13 protein-coding genes and 3 tRNA genes are annotated in these 14,893 nt (G+C 64.7%); 5 read left to right on the top strand and 11 right to left on the bottom strand.

Annotation, left to right across the window (positions count from 1 at the left end; translation table 11 throughout):
• Position 1 precedes the first annotated feature (1 nt).
• Both HV766_RS22500 and HV766_RS22495 read left to right on the top strand, forming a co-directional pair.
• Entirely contained in the window at positions 2 to 1,444 is a 1,443-nt protein-coding gene (locus tag HV766_RS22500) for a DUF1254 domain-containing protein (protein WP_054453160.1), read from the top strand.
• Between the two features lie 98 nt (positions 1,445 to 1,542).
• Positions 1,543 to 2,319 (top strand): hypothetical protein, encoded by a 777-nt coding sequence (locus tag HV766_RS22495; RefSeq protein WP_175181872.1) that lies wholly within the window; start codon positions 1,543 to 1,545, stop codon positions 2,317 to 2,319.
• A gap of 80 nt (positions 2,320 to 2,399) precedes the next feature.
• Here HV766_RS22495 and HV766_RS22490 read toward each other — a convergent pair.
• From HV766_RS22490 to cysS, 9 genes are all read right to left on the bottom strand, one after another.
• Positions 2,400 to 2,476 (bottom strand) — tRNA-Arg (locus HV766_RS22490).
• 75 nt (positions 2,477 to 2,551) lie between these two features.
• A tRNA-Arg gene (locus tag HV766_RS22485) sits at positions 2,552 to 2,628 on the bottom strand.
• A gap of 100 nt (positions 2,629 to 2,728) precedes the next feature.
• Complete coding sequence (gene mnmH, locus HV766_RS22480) at positions 2,729 to 3,793, bottom strand: tRNA 2-selenouridine(34) synthase MnmH (RefSeq protein WP_175181871.1); 1,065 nt, start codon at positions 3,791 to 3,793, stop codon at positions 2,729 to 2,731.
• 140 nt (positions 3,794 to 3,933) lie between these two features.
• Positions 3,934 to 4,026: transfer RNA gene (locus HV766_RS22475), tRNA-Ser, on the bottom strand.
• An 87-nt stretch (positions 4,027 to 4,113) separates the two neighbouring features.
• Complete coding sequence (locus tag HV766_RS22470) at positions 4,114 to 5,379, bottom strand: aspartate kinase (RefSeq protein ID WP_054453165.1); 1,266 nt, start codon at positions 5,377 to 5,379, stop codon at positions 4,114 to 4,116.
• Between the two features lie 141 nt (positions 5,380 to 5,520).
• Positions 5,521 to 6,495: a tRNA lysidine(34) synthetase TilS gene (tilS, locus tag HV766_RS22465; protein WP_415823435.1), complete on the bottom strand. Its 975-nt coding sequence runs from the start codon at positions 6,493 to 6,495 to the stop codon at positions 5,521 to 5,523.
• 151 nt (positions 6,496 to 6,646) lie between these two features.
• Complete coding sequence (locus tag HV766_RS22460; protein WP_042794478.1) at positions 6,647 to 7,612, bottom strand: acetyl-CoA carboxylase carboxyltransferase subunit alpha; 966 nt, start codon at positions 7,610 to 7,612, stop codon at positions 6,647 to 6,649.
• 36 nt (positions 7,613 to 7,648) lie between these two features.
• A complete protein-coding gene (locus HV766_RS22455) occupies positions 7,649 to 8,293 on the bottom strand; it encodes a DNA-3-methyladenine glycosylase family protein (RefSeq protein WP_054453697.1) in 645 nt (214 codons plus the stop codon).
• A gap of 20 nt (positions 8,294 to 8,313) precedes the next feature.
• The gene (gene cysS / locus HV766_RS22450; protein ID WP_054453170.1) at positions 8,314 to 9,768 is read right to left on the bottom strand and encodes a cysteine--tRNA ligase; all 1,455 of its coding nucleotides are present in this window, start codon (positions 9,766 to 9,768) and stop codon (positions 8,314 to 8,316) included.
• 351 nt (positions 9,769 to 10,119) lie between these two features.
• Between cysS and HV766_RS22445 the strand changes: the two genes are divergently transcribed.
• The 3 genes from HV766_RS22445 to HV766_RS22435 all read left to right on the top strand — a co-directional run bounded on the left by HV766_RS22445 (position 10,120) and on the right by HV766_RS22435 (position 12,213).
• A complete protein-coding gene (locus HV766_RS22445; RefSeq protein WP_054453172.1) occupies positions 10,120 to 10,803 on the top strand; it encodes a tetratricopeptide repeat protein in 684 nt (227 codons plus the stop codon).
• A 134-nt stretch (positions 10,804 to 10,937) separates the two neighbouring features.
• Positions 10,938 to 11,447: a peptidylprolyl isomerase gene (locus tag HV766_RS22440; RefSeq protein ID WP_042794482.1), complete on the top strand. Its 510-nt coding sequence runs from the start codon at positions 10,938 to 10,940 to the stop codon at positions 11,445 to 11,447.
• The gene (locus tag HV766_RS22435; RefSeq protein ID WP_088141681.1) at positions 11,440 to 12,213 is read left to right on the top strand and encodes a UDP-2,3-diacylglucosamine diphosphatase; all 774 of its coding nucleotides are present in this window, start codon (positions 11,440 to 11,442) and stop codon (positions 12,211 to 12,213) included. Before HV766_RS22440 ends, HV766_RS22435 begins: the two co-directional genes overlap by 8 nt.
• A gap of 90 nt (positions 12,214 to 12,303) precedes the next feature.
• Here HV766_RS22435 and HV766_RS22430 read toward each other — a convergent pair whose 3' ends face one another.
• Complete coding sequence (locus tag HV766_RS22430; RefSeq protein ID WP_119450059.1) at positions 12,304 to 13,167, bottom strand: undecaprenyl-diphosphate phosphatase; 864 nt, start codon at positions 13,165 to 13,167, stop codon at positions 12,304 to 12,306.
• Positions 13,168 to 13,185: 18 nt separating this feature from the next.
• The gene (locus HV766_RS22425) at positions 13,186 to 14,769 is read right to left on the bottom strand and encodes a TerC family protein (protein WP_054453178.1); all 1,584 of its coding nucleotides are present in this window, start codon (positions 14,767 to 14,769) and stop codon (positions 13,186 to 13,188) included.
• Positions 14,770 to 14,893 lie beyond the last annotated feature (124 nt).

The following is a 14,893-nucleotide window of genomic DNA, read 5'->3' as shown; positions in this document are numbered from 1 at the left end:
TATGAAGCTAACGCGCCGCACATTGAATGCAGGTGGTCTTGCTCTGCTCGCAACCAGCGCCCTGGGCGCCGCCGCCCGGGCCGCCGATGGCCTGATCGCGGATCTGCCCGAAGGCGACGAGCAGTTCGGACTGGCGACCGATGTCTACATCTACGCCTATCCCCTGGTGACCATGGAGATGACCAGAAGAGTCATCACCAACGTTGCGGAGCCCAAGGGCACGCGAGCGCCGATGGGGAATCTCATCAAGCTGCGCCAGTATCCCGACGCCAAGTTCCGCGACGTGACCGCGCCGAACGCCGACACGCTGTACACCACTTCCTTCTTTGACGTCGGCGACGAACCCTGGGTCGTCAGCCTGCCCGACATGAATGGACGCTATGCCCTGTTTCCGATGCTGGACGGCTGGACGACGGTGTTCGATGTGCCTGGCAAGCGCACCACGGGCACGGGTGCGCAAACCTTCGTGGTCAGCGGCCCTGGATGGGAGGGCTCGATTCCGCAAGGCATGGTCCAGTACAAATCTCCCACCAGCATCGTGTGGCTGCTGGGCCGCATCTACTGCACCGGCACGCCGGAAGACTATGCGCAAGTGCACAAGCTGCAGGACGAAGTGAAGCTCTGTCCCTTGAGCGCATGGGGCAAGGACTGGACTCCGCCCGCGGGCAAGGTCGACCCTGCGATAGACATGAAGACCTCGGTGCGCGAACAGGTCAACAACATGGACGCGGTCGAGTACTTCAGCTTGTTTGCGCAGCTGCTCAAGCGCAATCCGCCCAGTGCCGCCGACGCGCCCATCGTCGCGAAGATGGCTTCGATAGGCATCGTGCCAGGACAGGACTTCGACAAGAGCAAGCTCGACCCCGACATTGCGAAGCGCGTTCCGCAGGTGGGCTTCGGACGCATCATGACGCACTTCAAGTCCAGCGGTGGCGACATCCAGGACGTGGATGGCTGGGGCTTCACGACCAAGACGGGCATATACGGCACCAACTACCTCCAACGGGCGCTGGTCACCGCGATCGGCCTGGGCGCCAACCGCCCCCAGGACGCCGTTTATCCCACGTCCCTGAAGTCAGACACCGGCGCCATCAAGCGCACCTACAACGGCTCGGAGAAGTACGTGCTGACCTTCAAGAAGGGGCTTACGCCGCCAGTGTCGGGCTTCTGGTCGCTGACGATGTATGACGCGCGCTACTTTTTCGTCGACAACCCGCTGAACCGCTACTCGATCAGCGCGCGCCAGCCCCTGAAGGCCAAGCCCGACGGCTCGATCGACCTGTTCATACAGCATGAATCGCCCGGACCGGACATGGAGTCGAACTGGCTGCCTGCGCCCAAGGGCCCATTCATCCTGATGATGCGTCTTTACTGGCCCAATGAAAGCAACCCGTCGATCATCGACGGCTCCTGGACCATCCCTCCCGTAAGACGGGTCACCTGATACCTGGGTTACGCCGCACCGGCCCCTGGCCGGCTTTGCGCTCACCGCAGGCGTGATGGATGCGATTCATCACGCCTGCCGTTTGGGGAGGGTTTGCAATGAAAAAGAAAATCATGGGCTGCCTGATCTGCGGGCTGCTGCAAGCCGGGACTGCGCTAGGCGCCGAAGCGGAGCCCGCTTCCGCAGCGGGTACCGTGCCTTCGAACGAATGGCAATTCTCGGTCACGCCCTACTTCTGGGCTGCCGGCCTCTCCGGCAAGGTATCCCATTCGCGCTCGCCCGTCATCGACATCCACTCGGACTTCGACGAGCTGTTCGACAACCTCGACTTCGGCGCGATGCTCATCGGCGAGGCGCGCAAAGGACGCTACAGCGTATTCGGCGACCTGATCTACACCAAGATCGGCACACAGGGAGATACGCCGCGCGGCATCCTGGCCTCCAGTGCGGACGTAAAGGCATCCACGTTCGCGGGACTGCTCGGCGTCGGCTATTCCTTGCTGGAAAAATCACCGCATCAGCTGGACGTCGTCGCAGGCCTGCGCGTCTGGTCGGTCGACACCGACATCACGCTCAAGGGCTCGCACCTGAACGGCAGAACGCGCAGCGACGGCGCCACCTGGGTCGACGGCCTGGTGGGCGTGCGCGGAAACTACATGCTGAGCTCGAAGTACTACATCACCGGCTGGGGCCTGATCGGCGCGGGCGGCGCAGAAGCGGATTGGGATGTCGGCCTGGGTCTCGGCTACAACTTCAGCAAGAATGTCTCGGCGGCGATAGGCTATCGCGCAGTGGGCGTGGACTACAGCAGCGGCGGCTTCAAGTTCGACGCCGTGCTGCAAGGGCCGATGGCGGGCCTGACGATCCGCTTCTAGATGGCGGCGCAAAACAAAAAGGCCTTCGATACGAGATCAAAGGCCTTTCCATTTTCTTTGCTGTATTGGCCAAGTGAACTTGGCGCGCCCGGCAGGATTCGAACCTACGACCCCCTGGTTCGTAGCCAGGTACTCTATCCAGCTGAGCTACGGGCGCTCCGGCAAAGAGGCAAAATTATATCAGAAAATCTTGCCGTTTTTACTGCGTTTTCTACTGCACTTACTTCAAACTTGGCGCGCCCGGCAGGATTCGAACCTACGACCCCCTGGTTCGTAGCCAGGTACTCTATCCAGCTGAGCTACGGGCGCATTCGCGTTTGAAAGCAAGCCTTGAATAATAGCGTTATTTCGTGAAGCGCGCAAGTTGGGCACCGATTTATCCGACCACGGCGCCCGCGATGAACCGCAGTCAGGCGGCGTCCGCCCTTGCATCCATTCTTGCCAGCAACGCCCTCGCCTGCTCCACGACGTCGCCGTCATTGGGCCTGAATTCCAAGCTCAGCGCCTGCGGCAATTGCGTGAAGTGCGCATGGCAACTGCGCGCATAGGCCGGATCGTAGTGCCGGTCTATGAGTTCCTGCGCCAGCTCGGCGCGCGCGCCGCTGTCGACCAAGGCCAGCCAGCCGTTCACGCGCTCGCGGCTGTGCAGGCCGATCATGCGCTGAAGCTGCGCCTTGAACGTTGCAGGGTCGTCGAACAGATGGGCGTAGTCCTGCTGCAGAAAGGCCGCGCGATCCTCGCGGCTGGAACGGACCTCGATGCAGGGGCTCGCATGCACCGCCTTCAATAGCGCGGCAGGCAGCGCTACCGCGCCGATCTTGCGGCTCTCCGCTTCGACGAACACCGGCCGCGACGCATCGAACGCCCGCAAGCTCTGAGCAAGTCGCGTGTCGAAACCCTTTTGCGAGGGCTGCGCAACACCGGCCCAGGCGCCCAGCAGCGACCCGCGATGCGCGGCCAGGCGCTCCAGGTCCAGCGTCTGCGCGCCGGCCTCTCCCAATGCATTCAACAAGCGCGTCTTGCCGCTGCCAGTGGGCCCGGCCAGCACGATGTAGCGCAAGCCCGCGGGCAGGCTTTCCAGCGCGTCCAGCGTGGCCTGCCGATAGGTCTTGTAGCCGCCGTCCAGCTGCCGCGCGCGCCACCCTATCATGTTGAACATCGTCGTCATGGAGCCGGAACGCGTGCCCCCGCGCCAGCAATAGATCAACGGCCGCCAACCCTGGCGCCGGTCGGCGAAGGTCGTGTCCAGATGCGCGGCGATATTGCGCGCCACCAGCGCCGCGCCGACGCGCGAGGCCTCGAAGGGCGAGACCTGCTTGTACAGCGTACCCACCACCACGCGCTCTTCATTGCTCAGCACCGGCGCGTTGATCGCACCGGGAATATGGTCATCGGCGAATTCGAGCGGCGTGCGTACATCGATGACTTCATCGAAATCGTTCAGCCGGTCTAGCGTGGCAAGCAGGTGTTTCAAGGAATCTGCGCCTGGAAGGGAATCAGCGATTTTCTCATGCGGCGCAGACCCGCCGCGAGCCCATGAAAAAACCCGCAATCACTTGCGCGATTGCGGGTTTTTTATCTCCGGTGCTGACCGAAGCCAGATCGGAGAGAATCTGGCGGAGATGGTGGGATTCGAACCCACGATGCAGTTTTTAGCCACATACTCCCTTAGCAGGGGAGCCCCTTCAGCCTCTCGGGCACATCTCCGAAGAGAACGAGATTCTAGCACGACTTTTTTCACTCTTGCCCGCTATCGGGCACTCATTGCAAAAAAAATCGTGCCGGAGTCTTGAATCAGGCCTTTTCGGCAGGCGCCTGGTCCAGGCCGAAGGCCTTGTGCAGCGCGCGCACGCCCAATTCCATGTACTTGTCGTCGATGATCACCGAGGTCTTGATCTCGCTGGTGCTGATCATCTGGATGTTGATGCCTTCTTGCGAGAGCGTCTGGAACATTAGGCTGGCCACGCCCACGTGCGAGCGCATGCCGATGCCGACGATGGAGACCTTGGCGACCTTCTCGTCGGTGGACAGTTCACGCGCGCCCACGGCGGGGATGACTTCGCGCTTGAGCAGATCAACGGCGCGGGCGAATTCGTTGCGGTTGACCGTGAACGAGAAGTCGGTCGTGCCAGCCACGGACTGGTTCTGCACGATCATGTCGACGTCGATGTTGGCGGCGGCGACCGGGCCCAGGATGGAGAAGGCGATGCCGGGCTTGTCCGGAACGGCCAGCAAGGTGATTTTGGCTTCGTCGCGGCTGAAGGCGATGCCGGAGACAACGGCGGCTTCCATTTTTTCGTCTTCCTCAAAAGTAATCAGCGTGCCCGAGACCATTTCTTCTGCGAGCGGGATAAGCGGGTCGGTCAGCGAGGACAGGACCCGGACCGGCACACGGTATTTGCCGGCGAATTCAACCGAACGGATCTGCAGGACCTTGGAGCCCAGCGAAGCCATTTCCAGCATTTCCTCGAAGGAAACGACGGCCATGCGGCGCGCTTCGGGCACCACGCGCGGATCGGTCGTGTAGACGCCGTCCACGTCGGTGTAGATCAGGCATTCGTCGGCCTTGATGGCGGCCGCCACGGCCACGGCCGAGGTGTCGGAACCGCCGCGGCCCAGCGTGGTGATGTGGCCTTCCGGGTCAACGCCCTGGAAGCCCGTGACGATGACCACGCGGCCGGCGTCCAGATCGGCGCGGATGCGCTCGTCGTCGATCGACGAGATGCGCGCCTTGGTGAACGACGAATCGGTGCGCACGGGCACTTGCCAACCGGCATAGCTGCGCGCCGGCACGCCTTCGGCCTGCAGCGCGATGGCCAGCAGGCCGCTGCTGGCCTGTTCGCCGGTGGCGGCGATCATGTCGAGCTCGCGGCTGTCGGGCTGCGGCGTAATCTCGCGCGCCAAGCCGAGCAGGCGATTGGTCTCGCCCGCCATCGCCGACGGAACAACGACAACCTGGTGGCCGGCAGCGTGCCACTTCGCGACGCGACGCGCCACGTTCTTGATGCGCTCGACCGAGCCCATCGAAGTACCGCCATATTTGTGAACGATCAGGGACATCTCGTACTCTGGCTGGGAACCCGCCGCAAAAGGTTGACGGGCAAAGCCGTATATTCTAGCGCGGCGGTAAAAATTTGCGCAGCTTGTGCAAAATTCTGTCCACAGCGCGATTATTTGGGGACATTGGCGGCGCTGATCCGCTTATTCCCGGGGTTCGACCCAGACCCTGCCCCGGTGGCAGCGGATGACGTGGCCAGCCTGTTCCACCCGCAACTGGCGGTCATGGCCCAGGCTGTGCAACCCGCGCAGCTGACGCAGCAGATCGCGCATCCTGGCGTCGGTCGGCATGCGGGCGCCATTGCGTTCCAGCCAATGGCGCAGCACGTGCGCCTGCCGCGCCTCGGACAGCCCGCGCCACGCCTGCAGCGAAAAGCCGGCGCCGTCATCAGAAGGATCGAGCGCGGCGAAATCCTCCCGCGCCACCTCATCCAGAATCTCGGCCGCCTCGCCCATGTGGCGCGCGTGGCGCGCGACGATGGCGCGCCACCCGGGCCAGCGGGCATCGAGCGCCGGCGCCAGCAGTTCGCGCAGGGCAGCCCGGGTGTAGTGCGGATCGGTATTGGTGGGGTCCTGCACCGGACTCCAGCCGCTGGCTTGCGCCACCTCGTCCGCCGCATGCAGGATCGCCTCGCGGCCGATTTCCAGCCAGGGTCGCAGGTAGACCAGCCCATCGCGCCGGGACAGCGGCGCCATGGCTGCCATGCCGACCAGCCCGGTGCCGCGCAGCAGACGCAGCAGGACGGTTTCGGCCTGGTCGTTGCGATGATGGGCCAACAGGATATGCGTCACGCCCTGCTCTCGCGCCAATTGCGCCAGTGCGGCGTAGCGGGCGTCGCGCGCGGCCGCCTCGATGCCCTTGCCCGCGGCCTGCGCCACCTCTACGCGCGCCACCGACAGCGGCAGCGCGAGCATGTCCGCCAGCGTGCGCGCATGCTGCGTCCATGCGTCGGCGGCGTCCTGCAAGCCGTGGTGCACATGGAACAACGCCAGATCCATGTCGAGTTCTCGCGCCACGGGAGCCGTGTGCACGGCCAGCATGGCCGAATCGGCTCCGCCGCTCAACGCCACGGCGATGCGCGCCGGACGCTCGGGCAAGGCCAGCAAGGCGCGGCGCAAGGCCGCGGCAAGCTCGGCCGACACGGGAAGGGAATGAACTACGCCCGCCGAGGCCCGATGCGGAGGATCGGACGCTGGGCGGGCGTTCATGGCGGGATGGCGCGTGGCGCTAGGCCGCGGCGCCGGCGGGAATGCCGGCGCCCTGCCTGCTTCAGGCGCGCACTTCCTGGTAGGCGCCGTAGGACAGCAGGCGCTGGACGCGCTGCTCCACGAGCTGCTCGGGCGTCATGCCCTGGAGCTGGCGCAGGGCATCGCCCAGCGCGCGGCGCAACAGGCGGGCCATGACGCGCGGGTCGCGATGGGCGCCGCCCACCGGTTCGTTGACCACGCGGTCCACCAGGCCCAGGTCCTTCAGGCGCGGCGCGATGATGGCCAGGGCCTCGGCGGCTTCGGGCGCCTTGTCGGCGCTGCGCCACAGGATCGAGGCGCAGCCTTCCGGAGAAATCACGGCGTAGGTCGCGTACTGCAGCATCAGCACGGCATTGCCCACGGCGATGGCCAGGGCGCCGCCCGAGCCGCCTTCGCCGATGATGGTGCAGATCACGGGGACCTTGAGCTCGGCCATGGCATAGAGGTTGTGGCCGATGGCTTCGGACTGGCCGCGCTCTTCGGCGCCGATGCCGGGATAGGCGCCCGGGGTGTCCACGAACGTGAACACGGGGATGCCGAATTTCTCGGCCAGGCGCATCAGCCGCAGGGCCTTGCGATAGCCTTCCGGACGCGGCATGCCGAAATTGCGCGCGGCGCGTTCCTTGGTGTCGCGTCCCTTCTGGTGGCCGATGACCATGCAGGGCGTGCCGTTGAAGCGCGCCAGGCCGCCCACGATGGACTGGTCGTCGGCGTACATGCGGTCGCCGTGCAGTTCATGGAAGTCGGTGAACATTTCGCGCACGTAGTCCAGCGTGTAGGGACGCTGGGGATGGCGGGCGACCAGGGCCGTCTGCCAGGGCGTGAGCTTGGCGTAGATTTCCTTGGCCAAGGTCTGGCTCTTCTGCTGCAGACGTCCGATCTCGTCGGAGATGTCTACGGCCGAATCGGCCTGCACGTAGCGCAGCTGCTCGATCTTGTTTTCAAGCTCGGCGAGCGGTTGTTCGAATTCCAGAAATGTATTGCGCATGTAGTGTGGTTCCGTAGATGGGCTGCCTGGCTTGCGTCAGTATTGGACCGGAGTCGGATCCAGACTGCGCCACAGATACCAGGTCGCCACGGTACGCCAGGGTTGCCACGCCAACGAGACTTCGCGAGCCTCGAAGCGAGAGACAGGCTCGCCGCTGAAATAGTGTAGCGAGATTGCCTTGAGCAACCCAGGATCATCCAGCGGCAGGACATCAGGCCGCTGCAGATTGAAAATCAAAAACATCTCCGCCGTCCAGCGGCCTATGCCGCGGATGGCGGTCAATTCGGAAATGACGGCTTCGTCGTCCATTGCCGCCCATTTCTCGGGATGGACCCGGCGTTCGCCGAAATGCACGGCCAGGTCCAGCACGTACTCGGCCTTGCGCTGCGACAGCCCCGCCGCGCGCAGGCCCTCCAGGCCGACGCGCAGCACGGCGACGGGCGTCGGGCGCTTGCCCACGGCCTCGATGAACTGGGTCCAGACGGTGTCGGCCGCCTTGCTGGACACCTGCTGCCCGATGATCGCCCGCGCCAGCGTCACGAAAGGCGTGCCGCGCGAAGTCAGCCAGACTTCGGGATGCTGGGGAATGATCTTTTTCAGGATGCGGTCGCGCCGCATCAGGTGGGCTACGGCGGCTTCCCAGTACTCGGGCTTGGGAATCTCGAGGTCGACGGTGGACATGGCGGGCGGGTCCTGCGGGTTCAAGCGCGACGCCATTGCGTCACGCCGCCCGGCTTGTCGTCGAGTTCAATACCGGCTTCGCGCAGTTCCGCACGGATGCGGTCGGCTTCGGCGAAGTTGCGGGCGGCCTTGGCGGCCGCGCGCGCGTCGATCAGGGACTGGATGGCCTCGGCGTCCAGCGCACGGCGCTCGCCCTGCTCCATGGCGGCCGCCGAATAGCGGGTGGGGGACTGGAAATAGGCCGCGGGATCCTGCTGCAGCAGGCCCAGCAGGGACGCCAGCGCCTTCAACTGGCCGGCGCTGCGCGCGCTCTTGTTGCGGTTGGCGTCGGAGGCCAGTTCGAACAAGGCTGCGACCGCGCCCGAACTGTTGAAGTCGTCGTCCATGGCCGCCTTGAAGGCCTGGGCCTGCGGCTCGTCCCAGTCGATGCCCTGCGTGTCGGCGGGCACATTCTGCAGCGCCTGGTACAGGCGGTCGAGCGCGTTCTGCGCGTCGATCAGGTTGTCCGGCGTGTAGTTCTGCGAGCTGCGGTAATGGTTGCGCACGATGAAGAAACGCACCATCTCCGCTTCGCGCGGGTTGACGCGGTAGACGGCCTGATCGGCCGCCGGTTCTTCCTGGGCGATGGTCTGGCGGATGGTGCGGAAATTGCCCAGGGACTTGGACATCTTGTCCGAATCGACCATGAGCGGGCCGCAGTGCATCCAGATGTTGGCCAGCGCGCCGCCGAAAGCGCCCTCGGTCTGGGCGATCTCGTTTTCATGGTGCGGAAATTTCAGGTCCGGACCGCCGCCGTGAATGTCCAGCGGCAGGCCCAGCAGCGACTTGCTCATGGCCGAGCACTCGATGTGCCAGCCCGGACGGCCCAGGCCATACGGCGATTCCCACTTGGTGTCGGCAGGCTCGTCGGCCTTGGCGGACTTCCACAGCACGAAATCCAGCGGATCGCGCTTGGCCGAACCCACGGCCACGCGCTCGCCGGCGCGCAGGTCATCCAGCGTCTTGCCGGACAGCTTGCCGTAGCCGGGAAAGCCGCGCACGGCGTAGTTCACGTCGCCGTCGTCGGCCTGGTAGGCCAGGCCGTTCTGCTCGAGCTTGCCGATGATGTCCAGCATCTCGCCGACGTACTCGGTCGCGCGCGGTTCGCGGTCCGGCGTCTGGACGCCCAGCGCACGCTCGTCGGCGTGCATGGCGTCGATGTAGAAGTCGGTGACTTCGCCGATGCGGCGGCCGGTCTCGACGGCGCGGCGGATGATCTTGTCGTCGATGTCCGTGATATTGCGCACATAGTCGACCGCCAGTCCGCTGGCGCGCAGCCAGCGCTGCACGACGTCGAACGACACCAGCATGCGGGCGTGGCCCAGATGGCAGAAGTCATAGACGGTCATGCCACACACGTACATGCGCACCTGACCAGCCTGGGCCGGCTTGAACGGTTCTTTGGTACGCGACAACGTGTTGTAGATTTGCAGCATGGCGCTTATAGGCTTTATCTAAGTTTTCCGTGGCGGTTGCGGAAAGTTGCTGCCGAAGGAAAATACCTTCGGCGCGTGCCGCCGGGTCGGATTCCAATCCCGCCGATTTCGGTACTGCGATTTCGGTCCCGCGGTTTCGATCCCGATCTCGGCCTCGGGCCATAATCCCACTGGCGCCGACCGCCCCGAACCCGCATTCCGAGCCCGCATTCCATCAACGATATCCCGGGGCTTCGTCCCCGATGTCGAGCCAAAACTCAACCGGGGCTAAAATGGCGGTCGTCAAGTATAGCAAGCGGCCCGGTCGCGCGCGTAAGCGTCGGCCTGCCAAGACTTTTAACGGATGCCCAAGTGACTATCAAGCCGCGCTTTCGCGTCGCCCTGCTCGCCCTGGCCCTTGCGGGCGCGCCGGTTGGAGCCTCTCTGGCCCAGTCGATGGCCGGCGGCGGGGGAACCAACCCCAACGCCAGCCGCACCACCCTGGACCCCATCCCGCCCGAGGGTGGCTGGGACAGTCTGGCCAAGCTGCTGGAAGCCGCCAAGCCCAGCGTCGACACCCGCCTGACGCCCTCGGCCTCGCAGATCACGACTTACATCGAGCGCCTGCTGAACCACGGCGACAACGAAGAAGCGCTTGCCATGATCGAAAAGCGCCAGGAACAGATCAAGGACCAGCGCGGCACCGACGTGCAACTGATGTTCCAGCACGCCCGCGCGCTGGCGGCCCTGAACCGCACCAACGAAGCCATCGACGTCTACACCGAGATGACCAACCGCTTTCCGGAGCTGCCGGAACCTTGGAACAACCTGGGGGCTCTATATGCAGGGCGCGGCGAACTCGACCGCGCGCAGGACGCCCTGTCGATGGCCCTGCGCGCCGATCCCAACTATGCCGCCGCCCGCGCCAATATGGGCGATCTGCAGCTTCTGCAGGCCTTGAACACCTACAAGAAGGCCGCCCGCGATGGCGTGCCCGGCATGCAGGAAAAGGTCCGCGAAGTCGAAACCATGCTGAAGGATAAACACGGCAAATGATGTCCCGCTACTCCCCCCTACACCTGCTGCGCCTGACGGCGTGCTCGTTCGCGCTGGCTGCATTCGCCCCAGCGCTCGTCAGCGCCGCCCCCGCGGCCAATTCCTCCACCTCCACCTCTGAAGGCACAAAAGCCATGAGCACCAACCCCCGCGTCAAGCTCCAAACGAACCAAGGCGACATGGTCATCACCCTGGATGCCGCCAAGGCGCCCAAGACCGTCGAAAACTTCCTGACCTACGTCAAGGAAGGTTTCTACAACGGCACGGTGTTCCATCGCGTGATCGATGGCTTCATGATCCAGGGCGGCGGCTTTGAGCCCGGCATGAAGCAGAAGCAGACCCATGCCCCCATCGAAAACGAGGCCAACAACGGCCTGAAGAACGACAAGTACACCCTGGCCATGGCCCGCACCAGCGATCCGCACTCGGCCACGGCGCAGTTCTTCATCAACGTGTCCAACAACGACTTCCTGAACTTCACCGCGCCCACGCCCAACGGCTGGGGCTATGCCGTGTTCGGCACCGTGACCGAAGGCACGGACGTGGTCGACAAGATCAAGGGCGTGAAGACCGGCAACAAGGGCTTCCACCAGAACGTCCCGAACGAAGACGTGATCATCGAGAAGGCCGAAGTTCTTGAATAAGATCGCGCTGTCCGGCCCCATCTGGCTGGCATCCGACCTGCATCTGGGACCGGCCACGCCGGCCACCTCGGAGGCCTTTCTGGCCTTCCTGGAGGCCGCGCGGGAGGAAGCCGGCGCCCTGCTGCTGCCGGGCGACATCTTCGACGCCTGGATCGGCGACGACGTGATCCGCGCCGCGCCGCCGTGGCTCGCCACGGCGCTGACGGCGCTGCGCGACACCGCCAGCCGGATTCCGGTCTGGCTGGGCCGCGGCAACCGCGACTTCCTCATCGGGGAAGAACTGGCCCAGGCCCTGGGCGCCAAGCTGCTGCCCGAACCGGCGCTGCTGGAAACGGATTACGGGCAAATCCTGCTGACCCATGGCGACGAGTTCTGTACGGACGATGCCGCCTACCAGCAGTTCCGCAAGATGGTCCGCGATCCGCGCTGGCAGGCCGAATTCCTGGCCAAGACGATCCCCGAACGCCTGGCGATGGCGCAGCAGGCCCGCGGCGAAAGCCAGGCCGCCAACCAGATGAAGTCCATGGAGATCATGGACGTCAACGCCGCCGCCATTGAATCCGTCTTCCGCGAGACGGGCGTGCGCGTGCTGGTGCATGGCCATACCCATCGCCCCGCCCGCCACGTGCTGGAAGTGGACGGCAAGAAGCGCGAGCGCTGGGTCCTGCCCGACTGGGACTGCGACCACGTGTCGCCCGCCCGCGGCGGCTGGCTGGTCATCGACCAGGACGGCCTGCAGTTCTACGACCTGGAAACAGAAGCGTAGCCCTCGGGCGCACCGTGACGGAAAACAGCAAGGGCCGCGCAAGCGGCCCTTGTCATTGCTGCTGCCGGCGAACCGCCGGCCACGCCATCATCAGCGCGTGAAGATCCAGGCCGCGACGACGCCGCCGAAGATGATCCGGTACCAGGCGAATACGCGGTAGGTATGGTTGGCGACAAAGCGCAGCACCGCGCGCACCACCACCATCGCGCTCAGGAACGCGGCGATGAAGCCCACCGCGATGCCCGACAGGTCGTGCTGGGTGAGCACGCCGAAGTTCTTGTACATGTCGTACACGGCCGCCCCCAGCATCGTGGGCATGGCCAGGAAGAACGAGAACTCGGTGGCCGTCTTGCGCTGGATGCCGGCGATCATGCCGCCGATGATGGTGGCGCCCGAGCGCGAGGTGCCCGGGATCATGGCCAGGCATTGCGCCACGCCCACGCCGAGGGCCTGCTTCCAGGTGATCTGCTCCAGCGTGCGGGCCGTGGCGCGCTCATCCGAGGCGGTATCGTCGGCCGCGCCCGGCATGTCGCCCGGCGTATGGTGCGTCTTGCGCTCCACGTACAGCATGATCAGGCCGCCCAGCACCAGGGTCACGACCACCACGGCCGGGTGATAGAAGATGCTCTTGATGGACTTGATGAAGATGGCGCCGACGACGGCGGCCGGCAGGAAGGCGATGATCAGGTTGCGGGTGAAAGCGACCTCGGTGGGCACCCCGGTCAGCGTGCCGCGGATCAGCGTCAGCAGGCGCGCGCGGAACACCCACATCACCGCCAGGATGGAGCCCAGCTGGATCACCACCTCGAATACCTTGCCCTGGCTGGATTCGAAATTGATCCAGTCGCCCACCAGGATAAGGTGGCCGGTGCTGGACACGGGAATGAATTCCGTCAGGCCCTCGATGATGCCCAGGACGAAAGCTTTGATCAGATATAGGGTGTTTTCGGTCACGATGACAGGTCGGTCCAGTTAGTCGTTGGCTAGGGATTCGTCGTCCGCAAGCATTTCCTGCGGCCGCTTCTCGACGCGCACCAGCGCGATGCGGCGGCCGTCCATTTCCAGGACTTCAAAGCGGAAATGCTCATGGTGGATCTCGTACTCGCAGACGTCGCCCGGCTTGGGCAGGTGCCCGAAGCGCGACAGCAGGTACCCCGCCAGGGTTGAAAAATCCTGGGCGTCATCGACCAGGCCCTCGGTTTCCAGCACCTGCTCGACATGGTGCAGATCAGCCGCGCCGTCGATTTTCCAGGTGTTCTCGCCGTCGGCGACGATGTCGGGAAGCTCATCTTCGTCGGGGAATTCGCCGGCGATCGCCTCGAACACGTCGATCGGCGTCACCAGGCCCTCGATGGCGCCGAACTCGTCGGCCACCAGCACCAGCTGGCCGCGCGAACGCTTGAGCGTGTCCATCAGGCGCAGGATGCCGATGGACTCGTGCACGATGATGGGGTCGCGCAGACGGTTGCGGCGCACCCTGCCCTCGGTGATCAGGTCGGCCACCAGATCCTTGGCGCGGCCGATGCCCAGCACCTCGTCCAGGGAACCCCGGCAAACGGGGAAAAAACTGTGCGGCGCCTCGGTCAGCTGGCGGCGGATGGTTTCCGGGTCGTCGTCGATGTTGATCCACGACACGTCCGTGCGCGGCGTCATGATCGAACGAATCGACCGCTCGGCCAGGGTCAACACGCCGCTGACCATATTGCGCTCCTCGACCCCGAAAGCCGGGATGGCCGGGCCGTTCGCGCTGGGCAGGTCGGGTTCGTCGGCAGGCGGACGCTTGCCCAGCATGCGCAGCACTGCGGAAGCGGTACGTTCGCGCATCGGCCGGCGCGCATCCAGCTTGAGCAGGTTGCGGCGCGCCACCTGGTTGAGCGCCTCGATGGCGACCGAGAAGCCGATAGCCGCGTACAGGTAGCCCTTGGGCACCTTGAAGCCGAAGGCTTCAGCCAGCAGCGAAAAGCCGATCATGAGCAGGAAGCCCAGGCACAGCACCACCACCGTGGGGTGGGCGTTGACGAAGCGCGTCAGCGGCTTGGACGCCAGCAGCATGATGCCGATGGCGATGATCACGGCAATCATCATGATGGCCAGGTGGTCCACCATGCCGACCGCCGTGATGACCGAGTCCAGCGAGAACACCGCGTCCAGCACCACGATCTGCGTGACGATCACCCAGAAGCTCGCGTACACGCGCGGCCCCGATGAGCCGCCGTGCTGGGAGCCCTCCAGGCGCTCATGCAGTTCCATCGTGCCCTTGAACAGCAGGAACAGGCCGCCGATCATCAGGATCAGGTCGCGGCCCGAGAACGACAGCGGGCCGATGGAAAACAGGGGGGTGGTCAGCGTGACCAGCCATGACATGACCGACAAGAGGCCTAGACGCATGATGAGCGCCAGGCTCAGGCCCATGATGCGCGCGCGGTCGCGTTGCGCAGGGGGCAGCTTGTCCGCCAGAATGGCGATGAAAATCAGGTTATCGATCCCCAGGACGATCTCAAGGACGACCAGGGTAAGCAAGCCGACCCACGCAGTAGGGTCCAGCAGCCACTCCATCAGGAGCTCCAGAAGTTACACGACCGGTAATCGTACATGGAAAATCCGTGACACGCCGGTGACGAACCCCGTCCTTATGCCTGAGGCGCACGCGGTTTAGGCCTGTAGAACCAGGACATCCGGG

This window comes from Achromobacter aegrifaciens (assembly GCF_902859735.1).
GTDB classification, from domain to species: Bacteria; Pseudomonadota; Gammaproteobacteria; order Burkholderiales; family Burkholderiaceae_B; genus Achromobacter; species Achromobacter aegrifaciens.
This window is presented reverse-complemented; position numbering and strand designations above follow the sequence as displayed.